The following is a 23,461-nucleotide window of genomic DNA, read 5'->3' on the forward strand; positions in this document are numbered from 1 at the left end:
CAAATTGAAAACTAGTCTTCGCATTGCTTTGATATTATTATTAAAAGGTATTTATATGCCCTTTTATCTATATTCTATTCTTTTTGATTTGCTTGATTTTGCATTTTAAATTGTTTGGGTGATATTCCCATAAGTGTTTTAAAGCTTTTAAAAAATGATTGACGATTTGAAAAACCAACTTGTATCCACACATCCTCTATTGAAAGATGAGCGAAATTTGAATCCATCAGTAGTTTTTTTGCCTCTAAAACACGATATTTGTTTACATAACCATTGTAGTTGGTGTTCCAAATGACATTGAAAGTGGCTGAAATATAACGGGTGTTGGTGTTAAGTTCTTTTGATAATTTATTGATGTTATAGCATCTATCACGATATTTTTTCTTTTTAACAATCAACTTAATAATATTATTTTTCAAACCATTGAGCGTTTCAAAATTAATTCTCTTACAATAATTTGGTATTTCAGAGTTGTATATCTTGTTTGTATTGAATTGCACCTTATTTGACATTGAGTATACAGTGATAAATTGTTATCATTTTAATAAATGATAATTCTATTTCTTTTTACCATTAATATATCCATTTCCTGTAGATGCAAAAATAGCTCTTATTTTTCATATTTTCAACTTTTCATATCTAAATATTGCTCTAAAAGATATGTTTTTTGCTTTTCTAGAGACCTTTTTATCGTAATAAAATAAGAAAATGAAACATCCTGTTCTTTGTTGGTAATATATTGATTATTAGTATTTTACTTGTTGATTTGTGTCATTGTGTGATATGTTTTACGCTATTTTATTATGGTATTCTATCTTTTTTTACTACCTTTGCATCGTCGAAGGGCAGATTTCGAACTTTATTCCATTTGATATAAGTCCGTATTTGCTGAGTAGTAACGGAATTAGTGCAGTGCTTTAATTCATTATATTAGAGCTCTGTGGCGAACAAGAGTTATGTAAGGACAATTCTTTTGTATAAGAAACGCTTTCTTTTTGTATTTGAAAACGTTTCAGTGTTTGATTTTCAACGCTCTTACATCACTCATCTTTATCATAAAAGTTGCTTTTTTAGTTTGTTCCGGTTCCATAAATAATGTAGTAATGAATAATTATTTTAAACGTGTAATTTTAATTTTTGGATTAATTGTAGCGACAAATGTGTTGGTTTTTGGTGCAAAGAAGAACGAGAACAACATAAAAAAAGAGTTTAATTGGGAACCTATTATCGAGGCAATTATACATGTTGAGAGTAAAGGAGACCCCAATGCGAAGAGTGGAAACTCTGTAGGTGTATTGCAAATAACACCAATTTTAGTTGCAGAATGCAACAATATCATGAAGATGCGTAATAATAGTAAACGCTACTCGTTGAAAGATCGCTTTAGTATTGCTAAATCAAAAGAAATGTTTTTAACTATTCAATCTTTTCATAACCCCATGAATAACGTTGAAAGAGCGATTCGTTCGTGGAATGGTGGAATGAAATATAGGATGAAAAGAACACAGAAATATTTTGAAAAAGTGATGAGAGCATTAAATAAGAAGCAATAAAAATAATTATAAAATAAGTTTTGTGAAAGTTTAATAATGAAGTTATACAGGTTCGTAAGAATGAGTCTAGCTTATTATTAAACTTTTTATGTTTCTTAGTTCTCTAGTTTATTGTGTAAAATTTAGTTGGGAGAATATAGATGTCCTTTCTCTCTATATATACAAAACGTTATGTTTTCAGTCAAAAAGTATTGTTTTTACGGTGTAAAAGCAATGCTTTTTGAGTGTAATAACATAGCTCTTGTTATATAAAAGTATAGCTTTTGGAAGGTGTAATATGGTATCATTAGTACTAAAAGACGCTTTTCAAGAAATAGTCGAAATAGAGCTTTTTGTGTAAAAACGTTTATTTTATAAGTAAATCAGGGTTCGTAAACAATAAAAAGGGTGTGCATATTGCACACCCTTTTTATTGTTATGAAGTTCTGAAATGAATCAGAGTGATTCTTAAGCTTCAGCTTCTTGTTCTTTGCTCCAATCTTCTTGAGTCTTGCGAATATAGCTCTTATAACGCAACTTAGCCATTTCTTCAGCAGCATTAAACAACTCTTGTGCTTCGTTTGGATAAGCCTTCTTCACTGATAGGTAACGAACTTCACCTAATAGGAAGTCTTGGAACTTGCTCCAATCTGGTGCTTTAGAGTCGAGAGAGAATGGGTTCTTACCTTCTTCTGCCAATAATGGGTTGTATCTCCATAAGTGCCAGTAACCACATTCAACAGCTCTTCCTTCCTCAGCTTGGCTCTTACCCATTCCACCTTTAGCTTTAAGACCGTGTGCAATACATGGAGCATAAGCGATAATGAGTGAAGGTCCTGGATAAGCTTCAGCTTCTCTAATAGCTTTAAGGGTTTGGTTTTGGTCTGCACCCATAGCAATTTGAGCTACATATACATAACCGTATGTTGTTGCCATCAAGCCTAAGTCTTTCTTTCTGATGCGTTTTCCTTGTGCAGCAAATTGTGCAAGAGCACCAAGAGGAGTAGATTTAGAGCTTTGTCCACCAGTATTAGAATATACTTCGGTGTCAAGTACAAGAATATTAACATCTTCTCCAGAAGCGATAACGTGGTCTAGACCGCCGTAACCGATGTCATAAGAAGCACCGTCACCACCAATAATCCATTGAGAACGTTTCACTAAGAAGTGATCTAAAGTCTTCAACTCTTCACATGTTGGGCAACCTTTTTCTGCACCAGCGTGAATTAGAGGCTTAAGTTTAGCTGTTGCTGCCTTAGAAGCATCTGCATTGTCTTTAGAATCAAGCCATTCTTGTGCTGCTTCTTTCATTTCTTGTGGTGTAGTATCTTCGCTAATCAATTGTTCAAGCAACATAGCAATGCGCTCTCTCATCTTCTTATTAGCAAGATTCATACCCATACCGAATTCGCAGAAGTCCTCAAATAGAGAGTTAGCGAATGCAGGTCCTTGTCCATCCTCATTTGTTGTATAAGGAGTTGAAGGGATAGATGCAGAGTAAATAGATGAACAACCAGTTGCGTTAGCAATCATTTCACGGTCTCCGTAGAGCTGAGAAATAAGTTTAACGTATGGAGTTTCACCACAACCAGAACATGCTCCAGAGAATTCGAACAATGTTTTAGCGAACTGAGAGTTCTTCACATTGCTTTGAATGTCAATAAGATTTTGTTTTGATTTAACTTCCTTAATAAGGTAGTTCCAGTTCTCGATTTGCTTTTCATCACGTGTGAATGGAACCATATCGAGTGCCTTACCATTCTTATTACCTGGACAAACGTCAGCACAGTTACCACAACCTACACAGTCTAGTACGCTAACTTGGATACGGAAGTGCATTCCTGCCATAGTCTTAGGTACCTTCATGTCTAGAGTCGTATCATTGAATTGAGCGTGTTCTGCTTCATCTAGAACGAATGGACGAATACATGCGTGAGGACAAACGTATGCACACTTGTTACATTGAATACAGTTATCAGCAGTCCATTCTGGGTTAAATGCTTCAACACCACGCTTTTCGAATGCAGCAGTACCATTCTTTAAGGTACCATCAACCATTCCGTGCTTAATGAAGTCAGAAACTTTAAGGCGTTCTCCATCTTGTGAGTTGATAGGACGAACGATTTCTTTGATGAATGCAGGTGCATCATCTTCTGCAGAAGGATTATCTTCAAGAGTTGCCCATGATGGATCTATTTCTAAAGTATGATATTCATTACCACGATCTACAGCTGCATAGTTCTTTTCAACAACGTCTTGTCCCTTCTTTCCGTATGACTTTTCAATGAACTTCTTCATTTGTTCAACAGCCAAGTCAATAGGAATAACCTTTGTTATTCTGAAGAATGCACTTTGAAGAATAGTGTTTGTGCGGTTTCCTAGACCAATTTCTTGCGCTATCTTTGTTGCATTCATGTAGTAAACAGTGATGTTGTTTTGTGCAAAGTAGCGTTTGATTCTGTTAGGAATGAAGTCTATTAGCTCTTGACCTTCAAAGATTGTGTTAAGAAGGAATAGGCCATTCTTTTGCAAACCACGAATAACATCGTACATATTCAAGTATGCTTGAACATGACATGCAACGAAGTTAGGAGTTTTTACTTGGTAAGTTGAATGGATAGGAGAGTCTCCAAAACGCAAATGTGAGCAGGTGAAACCTCCTGATTTCTTTGAGTCATAAGAGAAATAAGCTTGACAATACTTATTAGTATTATCACCAATGATCTTAACAGAGTTCTTATTAGCACCTACAGTACCATCTGCTCCAAGTCCATAGAATTTCGCTTCGAACACACCTTCGCCACCTAAAGGAAGTTCTTCCACTTCAGGAAGAGATGTAAATGTAACGTCATCAACGATACCTACAGTGAAATGGTCTTTTGGTTCGTTAAGTTCTAGGTTGTCATAAACTGAAATAATGTGAGAAGGAGTGATGTCTGCAGATCCAAGACCATAGCGTCCACCAACGATAAGAGGTTTATTCTCTTGCTCATAGAATGCACTTTTAACGTCAAGATACAATGGTTCGCCTTCTGCTCCAGGTTCTTTCGTACGGTCAAGAACAGCGATTCTCTTCACGGTTTCAGGTACAGTAGCAAGTAAGTGCTTAACAGAGAATGGGCGATACAAATGAACTGCGATCATACCCACTTTCTTTCCTTGTTTAACAAGGTAGTCGATTGCTTCACGAGCAGCTTCTGTTGCAGAACCCATTAATATAATAATGTTTTCAGCATCCTTTGCTCCATAGTAAGAGAATAGGTGATATTCACGACCAGTTATTTCTGAAATCTTACCTAAGTAATCTTCAACTACTTCAGGAATATTTTCATAATATTGGTTACAAGCCTCTCTATGGGTGAAGAAAGTTTCTGGGTTTTCAGCAGTACCTCTTGTTGAAGGACGTTCAGGAGTTAAGGCACGGTCACGGAATCTCTTAATATCTGCAGGGTCAACAAGCTTTGCTATTTCCTCTTGATCCATCACCTCTACCTTTTGATATTCGTGAGATGTACGGAAACCATCAAAGAAGTTAACGAAAGGAATACTTGTTTTAAGTGTTGCTAAGTGAGGAACAGCAGTAAGGTCCATAACCTCTTGTACTGAACCAGAGCAGAACATAGCGAATCCTGTTTGTCTACATGCCATAACGTCAGAGTGGTCTCCGAAGATACTTAGGGCATGTGTTGCGATTGCACGTGCTGAAACGTCGAATACACAGGGGAGCATTTCTCCTGCGATTTTATACATATTAGGGATCATCAACAACAAACCTTGCGATGCTGTGAATGTTGTTGTTAAAGCACCAGCTTGTAAAGAACCGTGCATTGCACCAGCGGCTCCACCTTCAGATTGCATTTCTTGAACAGCAACTGTTTGTCCAAAAAGGTTCTTGCGACCTTTTGCGGCCCATTCATCAACATGAGCTGCCATTGGAGAAGATGGTGTGATAGGATAGATAGCGGCAACTTCTGAGAACATGTATGATACATGTGCTGCTGCTTCATTACCATCACAAGTGATAAACTTTTTTTCTTTTGCCATTTTCTTATCGATAAAATATTAATTAATGTTTTGTATTTAATATAAAAAGCCAAACAACCAAAGAGGTATTTGGTTACCTTTTCCATCTTTTGAGTTATATTGAGCATAGATAGTATCGGCATTATGTCTTATTTTGGCCTCACTTAATGCGTCGCATATCCTGAATTTTGTATTCCCATCAACAAGGTAATAATGCTCTTTATTGCCTTGATTCACCATGTGATCTTTCCATAAGGCGTTCACAAAGAATGTTTCCATAACAGATGATTGCTCAACTTGTATAGGATAAATGGAATAGATTAGATTGGTGTTTTGCATCATAATCTTTGAGGGCTTCTTGGGAAATGAAGCCCCAAAGGGATACATCATATTTATAAGTCGTGCATCTTCGAGATACTTAATATAGTTCATCACCGTTGCACGGCTAGTTTTTATTCCTTCTGCTAGGTTACTAATATTGGGTGCTTTGTGATTATCTACAGCCAATTCGTAGAATAATTTTTTAATTTTTGCGAGATATTTCAGTTCTATCTGTTTAATTAAGAGAATGTCTACCTCTGTCATCATGTTCATAGTCTTCAATAAATTCTCTGAGAAATTGCGATTCTCTAAGAAGAAAGGATAGAAGCCATGATGTAGATAGTCTTGAAAAAAGTCTAATGGATTTAACTTTTGTGTTATTTCTTTTGTTATTTCTTCGCTTTTTTCTAGAATATCTGTAAGAGAATAGTACTTAAACTGATTCTTTGTTTGTAGATTAAGATATTCTCTAAAGGAGAAACCTCGAAGGTCATAGCTCTTCACTATGCCATTAAGTTCTGGGTTTTCCTCTTTTAATCTCATTACACTTGAGCCTGTGAATACAATTTTTAGTTGTGGAAAGAGGTCATAGCAAGCTCTTATTTCACGGCTCCAATTAGGATGTTTAAAAACCTGATCAATTAATAAAACCTTACCTCCTTGATTGATAAAGTAGCTTGCAAACTCTGCTATACTATGTCCTTGGAAGTATAGGTTGTTCATGTTTACATATAAGCATTGCTTATCTGTAGTCTCAAAGTGTTCTTTTGCATATTGTAATAGGAAAGTTGTTTTACCAACCCCACGTGTACCTTTGATCCCAATCAATCGGTCATCCCAATTGATCTGATCCATTAACACTCTTCTTACGGGTGCTTCGAGGTGCTCAACCAAATAAGTATGGGTGCGAAAAAATGCTTCCATTTATCTTGTTCCTAATTAAAATATCTCTGCAAAGATAATATTTATTTCTAAATTTGCAAACTACACATTACAAAATAATTGGTGTTTTGTGATTATTTTTCTTTTTATTAAATACAAATCTTCGTTTTTATTCTCTTCTCGAAAGATGTTTTTCAGTGTTTTTTATATTATCTTTGCAGTAGATAGATGCGGATATTGCGGTTCGAAAAGATTGTAATATGCTGTAAACAAAATACTTATTCTCATAGAAAGATATATACTTACGATAATAAAAATGACGCTTCATATATTTAATCCCGAGCATGATATTGCTCTAGCAATAAACAAAAGTATTTTCACGGCACCTCATTCAGCTCGTGAATTGCGTGCTGATTTAGGCTTTTTGCCCGCCCTTTACGCTGAAAAAGGCGACTGGGTATTGGTGGAGAATATTGAAGCAGCCAACGAATCGTTAAGGCATTTAAATGCGTTTAGTAAAGAAATAGAACTTTTATCGCCTGCGCAATTGGCAGAAAAGGATTTAAGCAACATCGATTTACATATACAACCATGGGGATGGGATCGTGCCATTGTTACCTATTTGTTAGGCATAAACCCACAGTTAGAGCAGTTTCTGCCCTCTAACGAAGTCTTAGACACCATTCGAAATATCAGTAATCGCTCTTTTGCGGCATGTTCTTTATTGCCTCAATTGGTTAGTTTAAGTGACGATTTGATAGGAAATAGTATCTATTTCACCGATAGTCACGGAAAAGTGATGCAGTTTTTCAACGACAACCCTGCGCTTTATGTTATCAAAGCACCCTGGAGTAGTAGTGGAAGAGGCGTTAGATACATTGATAATACAGTAGATGAGTCGAACAAAGGCTGGATGAAAAACATCTTAGAACAGCAAGGCGGATTGATTATTGAGCCTTATTACAATCGTGTTCTCGACTTTGGTATGGAGTTTTATGCCTCAGAACAGGGCGAAATAGAATATAAAGGCTTGTCTATTTTCTCAACAGAAAATCGAGCTTATTCTAGTAATTTATTGGCAAATGAAGTCACAAAGGAAAAGATTGTTTATCAGTTCATTAAGCAAGAACTACTCCATTTTGTTCAAATCAATATTTGTTCGCAATTGGCTTCCGCTTTTAAAGGAAAATATATTGGTAATTTTGGCGTTGATATGATGGTGGTAACCACTGACGATGCTACCACATTTAAATTGCATCCTTGCGTTGAATTGAATTTAAGAACAACCATGGGACACGTTGCTTTAGCTATATCTCCAACTGATTTTGCGCCTAAAAAGATGATGAAAATCGATTATTTAGATAAATATCATTTAGCAGTTAATTTGGTGGGAGACGATTTGTTAGACACCAACTTAGTTCGATAGAAACCATAAAAAGAGCCACTATAACACAAATATAGTGGCTCTTTTCAATCCATATCTTTTTACTTCGATTCTGATTTTTTGCTAAATAGAATCTATATTATAATAAGGTGTTGCTCACTTGAGCCACATCTAAGGCCCAATTATAGTCGTAAACTATATCGGCTTCGTCTTTATTCGTTGTGATTTCAATTCCTTGTGCCTTCGCTTTTAACTGCAATAATTCACCAATGGTAGGCTTGTTGCGAAGCTGTTGCAACAGAAGTTCAACCGAACCATTGTTCAACCACTGAACAGTAGGACCGCTTAAAGGCAGTTCCAACCATGTAATTTCTCGCTTATCCACGTCTAACACGCCAAAAGCTAAGCCCTTCGACAAGTTGTTCGAAGCAATAGTCACCATGTGTTGCACCGTAGATGGGTCGAAAGCAACGCCTGTTTCTTCGCTAATCGTCATTTTGTTTGCACTGTTCATCCAGCCAACTCGCATGTTAGGCGATAAAGAACCATCAGTGTAAGCATTACAGGTGAAAGTGACATAAGCCACCTCTCGTTTAGAAAGTTTATCGAGATCTAACTCAATATATTCGGCAGTACCAATCTTTTCGGGTATAGTTCGAATGTCTCCAGAATGTAAACAGCCCTCAGGAGATAAGTTATAAAAGCTACAAACGTCTGTTGTTCCGTCTTTTAAGCTAAGGTTACAGCTTAAATCCATATCCATATCCTGAGCAGGAAGACCCACACCCCAGTTTAAGAACAAACGCACTTGGTTGCCTTGCACGTTGAAACGGGTTCCCATTAGGGCGCAACCTGCATTTTGAATGGTGCTGGTTCGGTTTCCAACACTTATAGGAATGGTCATCAATTCGGGATCAATGAATACCTTTTGAATTGCATCTTCTCTTTCCTCGCTCTTGTATTTATCTTCCAAGGCGTTGATATACAATTCTTTTATGGCGTCGATATACTCTTGATAGGCGCTGGATTCAGACTTCGTTAGCAACGGATTAGAATGCACAGTGTATGTACTTCCCGTTATGGTGCGTATCAATCGCTCTTTATTAGGAATGAAATAGGTTTCTGCCGCACTATAAAGCGAGGTGAGAAGTCGTAGAGAAATTTCGCCACTCACTTCTTTAAAAGCCGATAAAGTGGGTGCTATTCCAATTCGAAGCATGGTAGAAAACAATGCACGGGCAAACATTCCAGGACGTTGTTTCAATAGTTCTAACTCCTTTTGGTGGTCGTTTTGTTGCTTAGCAGCATTAACCTTGCCCAACCAAGTGGTGTAATTCTTGTTATAGAACACATCGAGTAGCTGAGCCAAAGCGTCAAAACCCTTTCTTTTTGAGTATTCAGGTAGACGCAAAGCACGTATCATTCTCACCCACATACCACGTTGTGGGTTCATTATTTCGGCTGCTTTTTCTGCCGACATGGGTAGGTCGTTGAGCCATGTCGCAGCCCATTTGCACCATGTTCGGTTGTATTTAAGCTTTAAAAGTTCTTTTTCTTTCTCTGTAAAAGGATCTTTTTGTTCCTCTTCGTCGTATGTAAATAAACGATGCTTCGATGCCTTTTTGAGGAGTGTTTTGGGCTGAATGATTTGCGATTGATTGGTTTTGAGGAACCAAAGAAAGCGCAATAAGTCGGTAGGACTACTAATATAGCTTCCTATTCGGTCGAAATGCTGTTGCTCTGCCCATGCCTTCATCACCTCAAGGCGTGTCTCTTTCATTTCGATAAGGGTGTCTTCCGAAACATCGAAGTGAGTAAGTAGGAGCGTGAGGGTGTTAATTTGAGTTCTATTGAGTGGTGTTTTAGAATTTAAAAGCTCATTCAATTTACGCTCTAAATCGCTTAATTGAAATAGATGGAGTTCCTTTTTCTCACTTCCTTGATTCACAAAAATATCGTTATGGTGCTCTAATGGCGTTCCACAAAACGGACAACCATTATATCGTTCGATGTTAAATGTGCCTGTAGGTATGAAGTGTCCGCAACCTAAAAGCGTTCCTTTGATGTCTGATGTCGTAGGAAAGCAATTCACAAAGAGGGTGATAAGGTGGTCTATAGTGCTTTCATTAGTGGGCACTTGCCAATTCTTTACAAGCGGAGTCCAATTAAAATCCACGCCCAAAGCCTCTTTAATCACTTCTGTTTGTAGGTTTAACTCCTCAACAGAACAACGATATAGCGCATGTAAAAGGGCTTCTGAAACGCTATAACCATAGTCGTTCAAAAGCTTTATAAATGCAAGTGCCTCTTTGGTAGGTGCAACTCGAGTGTCGTTTTCGTGTTGGTTGGTTTCGATATAGAGTGCCTGATAGCGAAATGCCACCTGTTTTAATGCTGTTTCTTTCATCGTTCTTCCTTTCTTTGTTGATGATTGTTCAACCTTTCTCTTTTGTTCCTTGCAAGTTGTTGATTATCATTTGATTATCTATTCGTTGCAACTTGCGTCCTAATAACATTGCTTTTGAAGAGTAAAAGTAGTGCTATTGGGGTGCAAAAGCATAGCTGTTGGGTCTTAAAAGCATTGATATTGGTTTCCTATCATTGCATTAGAGCAATAAAAAAAGATAGCAACGAAAATTGTGTAACTAATTTATGATCCCTTAATGGTATTATAAAGAAGTAAGTTGCACTTGTCCGTTGATATCTTTTATGATGCGAAAATAATGATAATTCTTTATTAATCGCTTTTTTCTTCGAGTCTATTTAATATCTTTTTATTGTTCCATTGCTATTCGATGTGGTTTTTATCGAATTTTAAACAATGCGTGCTTTAAAACATAGGAGCTAGCAGTTGTGCAATGGTTTCTAAGCCTTTGGCATCGTGTTCATCGAAACTTGCTAAGTCTTTACTGTCTACATCGATTACTGCTACCACTTCATTGCCTTTGAATACGGGTACTACAATCTCCGAACGAGATAGAGACGAGCAGGCAATGTGCCCTTTAAACTGCTCAACATCTTCTACAATGATGGTTGTTTTGTTGTTCCACGATGTGCCACAAACTCCTTTTCCTTTTGCAATTGTATAGCAAGCTACACTACCTTGGAATGGTCCTAATTGCAAATTATTGTCCTTTACAATATAAAATCCCACCCAAAAATAATAGTTAAAGGCTTCTTTCAATAAGGCTGTTACATTGGCTAAGGCTCCAACAACATTGCTTTGTCCCTCTATAAGAGCTTTTATTTGAGGAATAAGTTGAGTGTATTGTTCTGTTTTTGTCATTTTCATTCGTCCTAATTCGTTTCTATTAACAAAGTTAATAATATTCTGTCGTTACGCCAACATAAACAGAATGTATCTCAAAATCATTGCTTTTAAGTCTGTTTTTAGTCTTTATATATAAATAGGTGAACTCAATAGCGATGAAAATAAATGACCAAATACTTCTTTTTCTAACGGTTTTTCTACAAATAAGCCTCTTCTTTATGTCTAAAAGCATTGCTTTTGTCTTTTTGGCATGCAATTTGTTTTATACGAAAATAGTCGTTTTGCATCGTAAGAACGAAGGATGTGGGGCGATAACGACAAACAAATAAGGAATAAAAACAATATAATTATGCAAAAAGGAAATATTGGGGTTACAACAGAGAACATCTTTCCCGTCATAAAAAAGTTTCTCTATTCAGATCATGAGATATTTTTACGTGAGCTAGTGTCGAATGCTGTCGACGCAACTCAAAAGCTTAAGACTTTAAAAGAACGTGGAGATTTTAAAGGAGAGTTGGGTAATTTGGCTGTAAAAGTGCAGTTAGACAAAGAGAATAGCACTTTAACCATAAGCGATAATGGTATTGGTATGACTGAAGAAGAGATTGATAAATACATCAATCAAATTGCTTTCTCGGGCGTAACTGACTTCCTTGACAAGTATAAAGATAATGCAAACGCTATAATTGGACACTTTGGACTTGGCTTCTACAGTGCTTTTATGGTAAGTAAAAAGGTTGAAATCATTACAAAAAGCTACAAAGACGGTGCTAAAGCCGTTAAATGGAGCTGTGATGGAAGTCCTGCTTACGAGATTGAAGATACAGAAAAAGCAGAAAGAGGTACTGATATTGTGCTTCATATTGACGACGATGCGAAGGAATTCTTAGAGACTTCGAAGATCGAAAGTTTGCTCAATAAGTACTGTAAGTTTATGGCTGTTCCTGTAGTTTTCGGTAAAAAGACTGAATGGAAAGACGGAAAACAACAAGAAACAGACGAAGATAATGTAATCAATGCAGTGGAACCACTATGGACAAAGGCTCCTTCTTCATTAAAAGACGAAGATTATAAAAGCTTTTATCGCACTCTTTACCCAATGAGTGACGAACCTTTATTCTGGATTCACTTAAATGTTGACTATCCATTTAACCTCACTGGTATTCTATATTTTCCTAAAATCAAGTCGAATATCGAGCTACAACGCAACAAAATACAGCTCTATTCAAACCAAGTATTCGTAACAGACCAAGTAGATGGCATTGTTCCGGAATTCTTAACCCTACTTCATGGTGTGATAGATAGTCCAGATATTCCACTAAATGTGAGCCGAAGCTATTTGCAAAGCGATGCAAACGTGAAGAAAATATCTACATATATCACTAAGAAAGTGGCTGATCGTTTGGCTGGAATCTTCAAAGAAGATCGTAAAGGATATGAGGAAAAGTGGAACGATATGAAGATATTTATCGAGTATGGAATGCTTTCTCAAGAAGATTTCTACGATAAAGCGAAAGACTTTAGCTTGTTTACTGATGTTGAAGCTAAGAACTTTACATACGAAGAATATCGCACTCTCATCAAAGATAATCAAACAGATAAAGACGGAAATCTTATCTATCTTTATGCAACCAACAAGGAAGACCAATATACTTACATTGAGGCTGCAAAGCAAAAGGGATATAGCGTGTTGCTGTTTGATGGTCAGTTAGATGTTCCAATGATTAATCTTTTAGAGCAAAAGTTGGAGAAATGTCGTTTTACTCGTGTAGATGCTGACATTGCAGACAAGCTTATTGCTAAGGAAAATCAAAAAGAATCTGACGTAGTGGGTAGCGATAAAGATTGTCTTACATACGTGTTTAAATCGCAAATGCCTGCTATCGACAAAACGGAGTTTGTTGTTGACGTGCAAGCTTTGGGCGAAGAAGGTGCTCCTTTGATGATAACTCAAAACGAATTTATGCGCAGAATGAAGGATATGAGCCAGTTCCAACCTGGTATGGGCTTCTATTCTCAGTTCCCAGATAGCTACACTTTGGTGCTCAATACCGATCATTCGCTTATTAAAGATGTGTTGAAGAACACTCAAGAAGCTACTTCAAGTGAGTTGAAACCAGTACTTAGCGAAATTAAAGGACAAGAAGCTCGCCTACAAGTGTTGCAACAACAGCAAGATAAAAAGAAGCCTGAAGAAGTTACTTCGGAAGAGAAAGCAGACTTGGAAGCTACAAGAAAGGCTATTGCTGATGAGCAAAAGAAACGTGATGATATTGTTGCTGCATTTGCAAAGGATAACAATGTGGTGCACCAACTTATCGACTTGGCACTTCTTCAAAATGGAATGTTGAAGGGAGCTGCATTAGATAGCTTCTTAAAACGCTCGATTGAGATGATTAAAAAATAATGGGTTAAATTATAAGTAGTAAAATTTTTATTTGGGAAACGATGGGGTAGATAAGCTAATTTCTATCCTGTCGTTTTTCTTTTTGCCTCATACGAAGGTAAGAGTGCAATCTTTTGACAACTAAATACTTCTGGCTATTACTGCACTTCACATGCTCTTTTATCCCATTTTTTCTCCATTGTAAAAGAAAGAAAATGATCTTCATTTCTTCCATTTTGACTTTTAGAAAGTAAAAGCATTGTTATTGGTAGACAAAAGAAATGCGATTGAAACCTAAAAGCATTGACTTTTAGTTGTAAAACTATGGTTTTGTAACTTGTTGTTATTCAGTTTGATATAAAGTAATAAGTGGAATAAATCTCCATTTATAAAAGAATAGGATTGAAAAAGTTGAAAAAAATAATGAATTTTATTTGGTAGAATGATTCAAAATGCCTACCTTTGCACTCGCAATTAAGCAAAAAGGCTCCGTAGCTCAACTGAATAGAGCATCTGACTACGGATCAGAAGGTTGCAGGTTTGAATCCTGCCGGAGTCACAAAAAAAAGAGGTTATCAATTGATAACCTCTTTTTATTCCTCTATATTCTAGTTTTCTTCTTCTTTCATCTCACTTTCATTCTCTTCATTTCTAAGTATTGGAAGTGAAATATGATATCGAATAGCGAGCCATCTGATAGCACATACCACAAAGAAAGTGGTAATTGATGCCCAAACAGCATTGATATGTGCTATTGTTAAGATCCAATATACCAAGCCACCAACGATACTTGCCATGGCATATATTTCTTTTTTAAATATAACAGGTACATTATTTAATAATACATCACGTATCACTCCACCCGCAGCACCAGTCATACAGCCCATTACTATGGCAACCCAAAAGGGGTGACCACATGCTAATGTCTTTTGTAATCCAACGATAGTGAAGAGTGCTAAACCCAAAGTGTCGAATATCATCCACGCATTATCGAGGCGTTTCATATGCCTTGTGAAGACAATAACCACAAGTTGTGCAAAAATAGTACATGTGATATATGATGCAGATGTCATCCAGAAGGGAGTTAATCCCAGCATAACATCACGCAAAGTACCGCCTCCAATGGCCACTGCAAAGCCACAAACAAAGCCTCCAAACCAATCGAATTTCTTTGCAGCAGCTTGTCGAATTCCTGATATGGCAAATGCAAATGTACCAATAAACTCAATCACTACCTGGAGAGTATCCATCATTGTGGTGTTGTGATTAAATAAGTCTAATGCATTAAGCATGGTGAATTGTGATTTAAGGATTAACTACGTTGGTTGGATTTCCATTGATAAAGGCTTTCGCATTGCTTAAAGCTATGTCTAAAAGGCGACCTAATGCCTCAGTACTTGCCCATGCAACGTGAGGTGTTATATAGGCATTTTCGCATCTAAACAATGGATTATCTGCTGCAGGAGGCTCCTTACACATCACATCCGCAGCGTAAGCTGCAATCAATTTAGAATGTAAAGCCTCGGCAATATCATGCTCATTAACAAGCGGTCCACGACTAGTATTTACCAAAATAGCATTGGGTTTCATTATACTTAGTGTGTCTTTGTTAATCATTTCTCTTGTAGTGTCGGTCAAAGGGCAATGAAGTGACACGATGTCACTTGTCGATAACAAATCGTTTAAAGATGCTTTTTCAATTCCAGTAGGTAGATCTTCTGCCTTTTTACTTGTGAAAACTTTTACCTTTAAGCCAAACGCTAAGGCTATATCTGCCACTCGTTTGCCTATATTTCCTAAACCAATAACACCTAATGTCTTTCCTGTTAGCTCTTGAATAGGGGTGTCGATATAGCAAAAATCACTTTGTTGGCTCCATCTTCCCTTTCTGTTTTCGCAAGCATAGTAGTCTACTTTGTTTGTAATATTTAAGATATGGGCAAACGCTGTCTGTGCAACACTATCGGTACTGTAATTCGGAATGTTGGTAACTGCAATGCCTAATCGTTTCGCTGCATCAACATCTACAATGTTAAAGCCCGTTGCAAGTACACCAATATATTTGAGTTTAGGAAGTTGAAGCAAGGTTTCTTCTTTCATTGGAACCTTATTAAGCAATATCATTTCAGCATCTTTAGCTCTTTCAATGATATCATCTTTACTGGTTCTAGGATACACTTTGAATTCACCAAGCTGTTCAAAGTCGTTCCAAGTGATATCTCCATTGTTGATAGCATAGCCATCTAACACTACGATTTTCATGTTTTATTAATTTAAAGTATAATTATTTGTATTCTAATTGAATGTTCGTTTCAATGCTGTTGATTGCCTATTTAAACCTGTCTCTCCAGCATTTTACCATTTGTTGATATAGCTTTTCTTCGTTAGAAGAGTGCTGAGCCTGCCATAAACGCATACCAAGAAGGGCATCGGGCATGTATTGTTGCTCAATAAAGTTATTCGGATAGTCGTGACTATACTTGTAACCGTCGCCATATCCCACCTCTTTCATCAGCGTAGTGGGCGCATTTCGTAAGTGAAGTGGTACGGGTTGATTGCCAGTTTCGTTGACAATATCAAGTGCTTTGTTAATTGCGAGATAGGCAGAGTTGCTCTTTGGCGATGTGGCAAGATAGATAGTGGCTTCTGCAAGCGGTATTCTTCCTTCGGGCCAACCAATCTTTTGCACTGCATCGAAGGCGGCATTTGCTAATAAAAGCGCATTGGGATTAGCTAAACCAATATCTTCAGAGGCACTGATAACAAGACGTCTAGCAATGAATTTAGGGTCTTCTCCTGCCGAAATCATACGTGCAAGCCAATAAATAGCGGCATCGGGGTCACTTCCTCTTATGCTCTTTATGAATGCAGAGATGATGTCATAGTGCATTTCTCCACCTTTATCATATGCTAAAGGGTTCTGTTGTAGGCATTGTTTAACAAAGTCATTGGTTATAATTACTTTCTCATCACCAACAAAAGCATCTACAACCAATTCGAGAATATTGAGCAGTTTGCGAGCATCTCCACCACTAAAATGTAGTAAAGCATCTGTTTCTCGTAGCTCAATATTACGTTGTTGCAATTCAACATCTTCAGTAATAGCTCTTTGGAGCAATGCTTCGAGATCGTTTTTGCTTAGTGGTTGCAGTATATAAGTTTGACATCTCGATAAAAGAGGACGTATAACTTCGAACGAAGGGTTCTCTGTTGTGGCACCAATAAGTGTCACTACGCCCTTTTCTACAGCGCCTAAAAGAGAGTCTTGTTGCGATTTACTGAAGCGATGAATCTCATCTATGAATAGAATAGGAGCATTATTACTAAAAAAACGCTCTTTTGTAGCTTTGTCAATCACCTCTCTAACTTCCTTAACTCCGCTGGTAACGGCACTTAAAGTGTAGAAAGGTACATCAATAGTGTGAGATATTATGGTTGCAAGAGTTGTTTTCCCGACCCCTGGAGGTCCCCATAATATAAATGATGGAACACCATGTTTCGAGTCTATGATGCGTCGTAAAGGTGCTCCTTTACCTATTATATGTTGTTGACCTACATACTCTTCTAGGCTATTGGGACGTAAACGTTCTGCCAATGGTTTTGTCATAATGCAAAGATATGAAAAAAAAAAGATTTCAATTCTTTAGGAATAATGTTTTTTGAAGAGAGTTATTTTTTTGCTCTAAAACTTGTTTTTTATGAATTTAGTATTTACTTTTGCACGCACTTAAAAGCAATCGACGATTTAAAGTAGATGTTTTAATACAAAAAAATCTAGTATCGTGACTTAAAATAGAACACGAATCAATCTGAATAACAAAGAAAGTGAACAATAAAGTATGAAACAACAAAAGGCTTTAACAATTAAAACCCTTACCAAGACCAATGCTTGGGAATTACAAGAGAACGATATTTTTAGATTATGGGATGCAGCAGAGAAAGATTTTGACTTATCAGATAATGCACGACATTATATTGATATTATCAAAAGTGCATTCGAAATCGAAGAGATAAAGATAGATCGTCCAGAGGTAATTGCTAAGTATGAAGACCGTGGATTTAAAGTTGGAGAAGTCAAAATAGATGATTCTGCGAAAGTAAAGTGGGCGATTAAGAAGCGTCCTATTATGAGAGTAACTGATTTGACTTATGAGAATATACGCTATATCAGTGCAACAAAGCTCATAGAAGTACTCGAACGTAATTTTGGTGGAGGCTGGAATTCATTGTCGCAAAGCATTCAAGATATTATAACTTCAGGCTTTGATGTTAGCACAACCACACTTCCAAAGGATCGTTTGCATAAAGCTGGCGGTATGTATGAAACCAAAGTGAACAATGGTTTCGAAGTTCTTGAAATTGAAAAAGGATCTTGGGTTGAGGCAATTTTTGCAAAAGAGAAACCTAAAGTCGAAAAAAATAAAACAAGAATAGAGCAAGAAGACCTGCCTTCTGATGATGATGAAGAAGATGATGACATTGATCTTCCTAATAATTATGATGACGAAGATGAAGATTCTTTCGATGAAGAAGAACTTACAGAAGAAAGTTATCATACTACATTTGATACAGATCCAGAAGATCTTGATATGGAAAATGACTCTATTGCCGATGATGAAGATGCTTACTAATAAATAAATTATGGTGAGATAGTTGTTTAATAACATTTTTTTTATACTCAATCCACAAAGGACAATTTGGTTTTTGTGGATTTTTTTTTATATATTATCCCATAAAGTCTTTCTTTTCATCTTATAAAAGTGTTACAATTGCACCTCAAAATCATTGACTTTACATTGCAATAGCATTGAGTTTGTTTTCTAATAGTGCTGCTATTGTTTCCCCATCTCTATTTTGTTGAAAATCAAGAGTATATTGGATTGTTACTCTTCTCATTTAAAATCATTCTAAGGAAAAGAGGATTTTAAAATACTTTGTTTATCTCTTTTAGTATAAGAAACAACTTATTTATATATAAGAGAGATGAGATGGGAAAATGAAAGCGATGTATTGATAGATCGAAGGATTGTTCATATCTTTGCGGAAGAATAGGGTAACCTCATTACAAATAATAAGAATAAGAAAGATATGAAAGCAATTGTGTTAGGAGCAACAGGTGCAGTGGGACTAGATTTAGTTGAAATGCTTTTAAAAGATGATACCTTTAGCGGAGTAGAGGTGTTTGTTCGCCGTGCAATGCCTATGGAAAATGGCAAGTTAACAACTCGTATTGTAGATTTTAAACAGCTAAAAGACTGGCAAGATATGATAAAAGGAGATGTTGTTTTCTCGTGTATGGGAACCACATTGAAGGCTGCAGGCTCTAGAGAAAGACAATACGAAATAGATTATACTTATCAACTCGAGTTTGCACAAGCAGCTCATTCCAATGGAGTGCCTATTTATATTCTCGTTTCTTCGGCTATGGCTAATGCAAATTCGAAACTCTTTTATACCAGAATGAAAGGAGAATTAGAAGAGGCTATTCAGCAACTTCATTTTCAAAAAGAGGTGATTATGCGTCCGCCTTTATTGATTCGTAAGAATACAACCAAGACAGATGAAAAGGTTGTTGTGGTAGTTTTAAAAGTATTAAATGCTTTGGGACTATTTAAAAAGCAACGTCCTATGCCCACAGAAGTGGTTGCGAAGGCTATGATTGTAGCTGCAAAGCAAGGTGTTTCGGGTATTTTTGAACCCACTGATATTTGGAATTTGGCAAAGTAAACATAGAATGAGGATATAAAAAGATAAGGGTTATGGATAAATTCCTACTGAAATAGTATCAAATTGCAAAAGGGTAGTGTCAGAAAAACGTATAAAATAAAAAAGAGAAGTTTATTAAAACTTCTCTTTTTAAGTAGTTGCGGAGACACGACTCGAACGTATGACCTCCAGGTTATGAGCCTGGCGAGCTACCAACTGCTCCACTCCGCGATGTAAATAACGCAATGTTGTTGCTTAATTGCGATGCAAAGGTAGTGTTTTTTTTTATAACGTGCAAATTTGAAATGAAGAATTTATTAAAAAAAATAATATTTTTTGTTATCTAAAAACAAATGAGTAAGGTTATAAATTATAGTGTTTAATAATTTTGGCTGTATAAAATAAAAAGTGTATTTTCGCATATATATTAATAAATCGAAATTTAACACACAAAAGAAGTCTATCTTATGAAGAAATATAACTTTAATGCTGGTCCCTCTATGCTTCCACGTGAAGTGATTGAAAATACTGCGAAACAAATTCTAAACTTTAACAATAGTGGTTTATCTTTAATGGAAATCAGTCACCGATCGAAAGATTTTCAACCTGTTATTGACGAGAGTATATCTTTGATTAAAGAACTTTTGGATGTTCCCCAAGGTTATTCTGTCATATATTTAGGTGGTGGAGCCTCTTTGCAATTTACGCAAGTTCCTTGTAATTTGTTGCACACTAAAGCTGCATACCTTAACACTGGTGTGTGGGCTAAAAAGGCAATGAAGGAGGCTAAGCTATATGGTGAGGTTTTAGAGTTAGCTTCTTCGGAAGATAAGAACTATACTTACATACCCAAAGACTGGACTTGTCCTTCTGATGTTGATTATCTTCACATCACAACTAATAATACTATATATGGTACAGAAACACGAGTAGATTATGATGTTCCTGTTCTTATGGTTGGAGATATGAGTTCTGACATATTTAGTCGTGAGGTAGATGTCGCTAAATATCAATGTATTTATGCAGGAGCACAAAAGAATTTGGCTATGGCAGGTGTTACTGTTGTCATCGTAAAAGATGATTTGTTGAACAAAATGACACGCCCTGTACCTACAATGTTAAACTACTTCACCCATGTAGACAAAGGCTCTATGTTCAATACACCGCCAGTTGTGCCTATATATTCTGCTTTAGAAAATCTTCGTTGGATAAAGAAAAATGGTGGAGTAAAGGCTATGGATAAGCTCGCAAAGCAAAGAGCAGAACTACTTTACGGTGAAATTGATCGGAATAAGCTATTTCGTGGCACTGTAGAAGAGGCTGATCGCTCATTAATGAATATTTGTTTTGTGATGCAAGATGAATATGCTGAGCTTGAAAAAGATTTCTTTGATTTTGCAACAAGCAAAGGAATGGTGGGCATAAAAGGACACCGTTCGGTTGGAGGATTTAGAGCAAGTTGCTACAATGCGCAAACAATTGAAGGCGTAGAAGCATTGGTTAAGTGTATGAAAGAATTTGAAATAAATCATTAAAATAAGGAAGAGGTAATAAAAAGGGTAGAGAATTAAGGCCTATCTTCTTATTTCCTTTTTACTATAGGAATAATTATTATGGATAAAATCAATATTAAGAATCTTATTATAGGATTTGGAAAGGCAGGTAAAACCTTAGCTGCTGATTTAGCAAAACATGGTGAAGAAGTGATACTAGTTGAGAAAAGTAGTTCTATGTATGGTGGAACTTGCATTAATATAGGCTGTATTCCTTCTAAAAAGCTATTAGTAGAGGCAGAGAGAAAACCTTTAGATGTAAATCAAAGCGTTTATTTCGAACAAGCAATGGAGCGCAAAAATGCTTTGATTTCAGCTTTGCGTGCTGCCAATTATAAGAAACTTGACGACTTAGAAAAAGTAAGAATTATCAATGCAACTGCATCTTTTATAGATAAAAACACTGTATTATTAAAGGGAGAAGGTGATGAAATTGAAGTTACCGCACAACGAATTTTCATTAATACAGGTACTACTTCCATCTCATTAAATATCAAGGGAGGAGATGGAAATCATGTTTATAATAGTACTCAGTTATTATCTTTAAACACATTTCCTAAACGCCTTGTTATTATTGGTGGTGGTTATATCTCGTTAGAGTTTGCTTGTATGTTCCAAGCTTTTGGTAGTAAGGTAACCATTTTGGAAGCAAGTGACACCTTTTTGGCACGTGAAGACAGAGATGTAGCAGACGAAATGCTACGTATTCTCAATACACGTGGAATAGAAGTAATGTTGAACTCAAAAACAAGCGAATTGCAGGAGAATGATGATTATACAACTGTTATTACCTCACAAGGCAACTTTGATGCCGAAGCAGTGCTGGTTGCAATAGGTAGAAAGCCTGCAACTGATGAGCTAGAATTGCATAACGCAGATATTAAAACAGACGAAAGAGGATATATAATAACCAATGATTATCTGCAAGTTAATGAGCATATATGGGCAATGGGCGATGTAGCTAAGACTCCACAATTTACCTATATGTCGCTAGATGATTATAGAATAGTGCGTGACCAGCTATTTGGTGATTCGAAAAGAAGTAGACTTGATCGTAAGAATATAGCGACATCAGTCTTCACTTATCCCACTCTTGCACAAGTAGGATTAACAGAACAGCAGGCAAAATCAGCAGGACTACAATTTGAAGTTAAAAAGATTGCTGCTAATGCAATACCTAAAGCAAAGGTGTTAGGGCAAACAGATGGATTATTAAAGGCTATCGTTGAGAAGCAAAGTAATCGTATTTTAGGTGTAACTTTATTTTGTGCGGAGGCTCACGAACTCATTAATATCTGTAAGTTAGCTATTGATAATAATATAACTGCAGAAACATTAAAGAATCAAATATTTACACATCCAACAATGGCAGAGGCTTTAAATGATTTATTTGCATAAACAATAGATTAAATATGCTATTAGATATTAATGTAAAAGATAAGATATGAAAGTACTAATTGCAACCGAAAAGCCTTTTGCTAAAGAGGCATTAGAAGCTATTAAACAAGAAATAGTAAACGGAGGACATTCTGTTGAGGTTTTAGAAAAGTACACAGAGAAGTCTGAACTCTTATCAGCAGTAGCTCAAGCAAACGCAGTTATCATTCGTTCTGACATCGTAGATAAAGATGTTTTAGATGCAGCTAAAGAATTAAAGATTGTTGTTCGTGCTGGAGCAGGATATGATAATGTAGACATTCAAAGTGCTAAAGAACACCAAGTGGTGGTTGAAAACACTCCAGGACAAAACTCAAATGCTGTAGCAGAGCTTGTATTTGGCTTATTAGTATATGCAGTTCGCAACTTTTATAATGGTAAATCTGGTTCAGAACTCAAAGGAAAGAAACTTGGTTTATTGGCTTATGGCAATGTCAGTAGAAACGTTTCACGCATTGCAAGAGGCTTTGGTATGGAAGTTTATGCTTATGATGCTTATTGCACAGCAGAGCAAATAGAAAGCGATGGCGTAAAAACAGTAAGCTCGCCAAGTGCATTATTTGAACAATGCGATATTGTTTCGCTTCATATTCCCGCAACTCCTGAAACTACAAAGAGCATCAACTATGAATTGGTAAGTAAGCTTCCTAAAGGCGGAATCTTAGTAAATACAGCTCGTAAAGAGGTTATTAACGAAGAAGAGCTATTGAAGTTGATGGCTGAGCGTCAAGACATTCAATTTATAACAGACATCAAACCAAGTGCAGATGAGCTGTTTGTGCAATTCGATGGACGTTATTTCTCAACTCCAAAGAAGATGGGAGCGCAGACAAACGAAGCCAATACCAATGCAGGAATCGCTGCTGCTAAGCAAATAAATGCCTTTTTTAACGAAGGATGCACAAAGTATCAAGTGAATAAATAAAAGCTAATGAAGTCGTTATTATATAGCGACTTCATTGCATT

Annotated in this window: 16 protein-coding genes and 2 tRNA genes; 9 read left to right on the forward strand and 9 right to left on the reverse strand. The window is 36.4% G+C overall.

Annotation, left to right across the window (positions count from 1 at the left end; all coding sequences use genetic code 11):
• Positions 1–74: 74 nt before the first annotated feature.
• Positions 75–512 carry an AraC family transcriptional regulator gene (locus HMPREF0669_RS03210; protein ID WP_009228460.1) on the reverse strand — a complete coding sequence of 146 codons (438 nt, stop codon included), beginning with the start codon at positions 510–512 and terminating at the stop codon, positions 75–77.
• Between the two features lie 591 nt (positions 513–1,103).
• Here HMPREF0669_RS03210 and HMPREF0669_RS03215 point away from each other — a divergent pair.
• On the forward strand, positions 1,104–1,553 hold the full coding sequence (locus HMPREF0669_RS03215) for a transglycosylase SLT domain-containing protein (RefSeq protein WP_009228461.1): 450 nt from the start codon (positions 1,104–1,106) through the stop codon (positions 1,551–1,553).
• Between the two features lie 447 nt (positions 1,554–2,000).
• Here HMPREF0669_RS03215 and nifJ read toward each other — a convergent pair whose 3' ends face one another.
• A complete protein-coding gene (gene nifJ, locus HMPREF0669_RS03220) occupies positions 2,001–5,576 on the reverse strand; it encodes a pyruvate:ferredoxin (flavodoxin) oxidoreductase (protein WP_009228462.1) in 3,576 nt (1,191 codons plus the stop codon).
• A 36-nt stretch (positions 5,577–5,612) separates the two neighbouring features.
• The gene (locus HMPREF0669_RS03225; protein ID WP_009228463.1) at positions 5,613–6,800 is read right to left on the reverse strand and encodes an ATP-binding protein; all 1,188 of its coding nucleotides are present in this window, start codon (positions 6,798–6,800) and stop codon (positions 5,613–5,615) included.
• A gap of 274 nt (positions 6,801–7,074) precedes the next feature.
• On the opposite strand from HMPREF0669_RS03225, the gene HMPREF0669_RS03230 reads away from it, so the two are divergent.
• Entirely contained in the window at positions 7,075–8,184 is a 1,110-nt protein-coding gene (locus HMPREF0669_RS03230; protein WP_009228464.1) for a hypothetical protein, read from the forward strand.
• 97 nt (positions 8,185–8,281) lie between these two features.
• Here HMPREF0669_RS03230 and HMPREF0669_RS03235 read toward each other — a convergent pair whose 3' ends face one another.
• Together HMPREF0669_RS03235 and HMPREF0669_RS03240 are read right to left on the reverse strand one after the other, a co-directional pair.
• Positions 8,282–10,549, reverse strand: coding sequence for a TerD family protein (locus HMPREF0669_RS03235; RefSeq protein ID WP_009228465.1), 2,268 nt, complete (start codon positions 10,547–10,549; stop codon positions 8,282–8,284).
• Positions 10,550–10,972: 423 nt separating this feature from the next.
• Complete coding sequence (locus HMPREF0669_RS03240) at positions 10,973–11,434, reverse strand: GAF domain-containing protein (RefSeq protein ID WP_009228466.1); 462 nt, start codon at positions 11,432–11,434, stop codon at positions 10,973–10,975.
• A gap of 328 nt (positions 11,435–11,762) precedes the next feature.
• On the opposite strand from HMPREF0669_RS03240, the gene htpG reads away from it, so the two are divergent.
• A complete protein-coding gene (htpG, locus tag HMPREF0669_RS03245) occupies positions 11,763–13,820 on the forward strand; it encodes a molecular chaperone HtpG (RefSeq protein ID WP_009228468.1) in 2,058 nt (685 codons plus the stop codon).
• Between the two features lie 464 nt (positions 13,821–14,284).
• Positions 14,285–14,358 (forward strand) — tRNA-Arg (locus HMPREF0669_RS03250).
• 49 nt (positions 14,359–14,407) lie between these two features.
• On the opposite strand, the gene HMPREF0669_RS03255 is transcribed toward HMPREF0669_RS03250, so the two are convergent.
• From HMPREF0669_RS03255 to HMPREF0669_RS03265, 3 genes are all read right to left on the reverse strand, one after another.
• Complete coding sequence (locus tag HMPREF0669_RS03255) at positions 14,408–15,091, reverse strand: trimeric intracellular cation channel family protein (RefSeq protein ID WP_020967117.1); 684 nt, start codon at positions 15,089–15,091, stop codon at positions 14,408–14,410.
• Between the two features lie 13 nt (positions 15,092–15,104).
• The gene (locus HMPREF0669_RS03260) at positions 15,105–16,061 is read right to left on the reverse strand and encodes a D-2-hydroxyacid dehydrogenase (RefSeq protein WP_009228470.1); all 957 of its coding nucleotides are present in this window, start codon (positions 16,059–16,061) and stop codon (positions 15,105–15,107) included.
• Between the two features lie 67 nt (positions 16,062–16,128).
• A complete protein-coding gene (locus HMPREF0669_RS03265; RefSeq protein ID WP_009228471.1) occupies positions 16,129–17,406 on the reverse strand; it encodes a replication-associated recombination protein A in 1,278 nt (425 codons plus the stop codon).
• A 232-nt stretch (positions 17,407–17,638) separates the two neighbouring features.
• Between HMPREF0669_RS03265 and HMPREF0669_RS03270 the strand changes: the two genes are divergently transcribed.
• Positions 17,639–18,430, forward strand: a complete 792-nt coding sequence (locus tag HMPREF0669_RS03270; protein ID WP_009228472.1) for a hypothetical protein — start codon at positions 17,639–17,641, stop codon at positions 18,428–18,430.
• 457 nt (positions 18,431–18,887) lie between these two features.
• Positions 18,888–19,526 carry an NAD(P)H-binding protein gene (locus HMPREF0669_RS03275; RefSeq protein WP_009228473.1) on the forward strand — a complete coding sequence of 213 codons (639 nt, stop codon included), beginning with the start codon at positions 18,888–18,890 and terminating at the stop codon, positions 19,524–19,526.
• A 137-nt stretch (positions 19,527–19,663) separates the two neighbouring features.
• Here HMPREF0669_RS03275 and HMPREF0669_RS03280 read toward each other — a convergent pair.
• Positions 19,664–19,736, reverse strand: a tRNA-Met gene (locus tag HMPREF0669_RS03280).
• 236 nt (positions 19,737–19,972) lie between these two features.
• Between HMPREF0669_RS03280 and serC the strand changes: the two genes are divergently transcribed.
• From serC to HMPREF0669_RS03295, 3 genes are all read left to right on the forward strand, one after another.
• Positions 19,973–21,040, forward strand: a complete 1,068-nt coding sequence (gene serC / locus HMPREF0669_RS03285) for a 3-phosphoserine/phosphohydroxythreonine transaminase (RefSeq protein WP_009228474.1) — start codon at positions 19,973–19,975, stop codon at positions 21,038–21,040.
• 78 nt (positions 21,041–21,118) lie between these two features.
• Complete coding sequence (locus tag HMPREF0669_RS03290; RefSeq protein ID WP_009228475.1) at positions 21,119–22,456, forward strand: FAD-dependent oxidoreductase; 1,338 nt, start codon at positions 21,119–21,121, stop codon at positions 22,454–22,456.
• Between the two features lie 46 nt (positions 22,457–22,502).
• On the forward strand, positions 22,503–23,420 hold the full coding sequence (locus HMPREF0669_RS03295; RefSeq protein WP_009228476.1) for an NAD(P)-dependent oxidoreductase: 918 nt from the start codon (positions 22,503–22,505) through the stop codon (positions 23,418–23,420).
• Positions 23,421–23,461: the final 41 nt, after the last annotated feature.

The sequence above is a fragment of the Prevotella sp. oral taxon 299 str. F0039 genome (assembly GCF_000163055.2).
Lineage (GTDB): Bacteria > Bacteroidota > Bacteroidia > Bacteroidales > Bacteroidaceae > Prevotella.

Coding starts and splice junctions, on each gene's coding strand:
- HMPREF0669_RS03255 (WP_020967117.1), bottom strand. CDS start 15,091: ATGCTTAATGCATTAGACTTATTTAATCACAACACCACAATGATGGAT.
- HMPREF0669_RS03290 (WP_009228475.1), top strand. CDS start 21,119: ATGGATAAAATCAATATTAAGAATCTTATTATAGGATTTGGAAAGGCA.
- HMPREF0669_RS03230 (WP_009228464.1), top strand. CDS start 7,075: ATGACGCTTCATATATTTAATCCCGAGCATGATATTGCTCTAGCAATA.
- serC (WP_009228474.1), top strand. CDS start 19,973: ATGAAGAAATATAACTTTAATGCTGGTCCCTCTATGCTTCCACGTGAA.
- HMPREF0669_RS03240 (WP_009228466.1), bottom strand. CDS start 11,434: ATGAAAATGACAAAAACAGAACAATACACTCAACTTATTCCTCAAATA.
- HMPREF0669_RS03275 (WP_009228473.1), top strand. CDS start 18,888: ATGAAAGCAATTGTGTTAGGAGCAACAGGTGCAGTGGGACTAGATTTA.
- HMPREF0669_RS03210 (WP_009228460.1), bottom strand. CDS start 512: ATGTCAAATAAGGTGCAATTCAATACAAACAAGATATACAACTCTGAA.
- HMPREF0669_RS03295 (WP_009228476.1), top strand. CDS start 22,503: ATGAAAGTACTAATTGCAACCGAAAAGCCTTTTGCTAAAGAGGCATTA.
- HMPREF0669_RS03260 (WP_009228470.1), bottom strand. CDS start 16,061: ATGAAAATCGTAGTGTTAGATGGCTATGCTATCAACAATGGAGATATC.
- htpG (WP_009228468.1), top strand. CDS start 11,763: ATGCAAAAAGGAAATATTGGGGTTACAACAGAGAACATCTTTCCCGTC.
- HMPREF0669_RS03265 (WP_009228471.1), bottom strand. CDS start 17,406: ATGACAAAACCATTGGCAGAACGTTTACGTCCCAATAGCCTAGAAGAG.
- HMPREF0669_RS03270 (WP_009228472.1), top strand. CDS start 17,639: ATGAAACAACAAAAGGCTTTAACAATTAAAACCCTTACCAAGACCAAT.
- HMPREF0669_RS03235 (WP_009228465.1), bottom strand. CDS start 10,549: ATGAAAGAAACAGCATTAAAACAGGTGGCATTTCGCTATCAGGCACTC.
- HMPREF0669_RS03215 (WP_009228461.1), top strand. CDS start 1,104: ATGAATAATTATTTTAAACGTGTAATTTTAATTTTTGGATTAATTGTA.
- nifJ (WP_009228462.1), bottom strand. CDS start 5,576: ATGGCAAAAGAAAAAAAGTTTATCACTTGTGATGGTAATGAAGCAGCA.
- HMPREF0669_RS03225 (WP_009228463.1), bottom strand. CDS start 6,800: ATGGAAGCATTTTTTCGCACCCATACTTATTTGGTTGAGCACCTCGAA.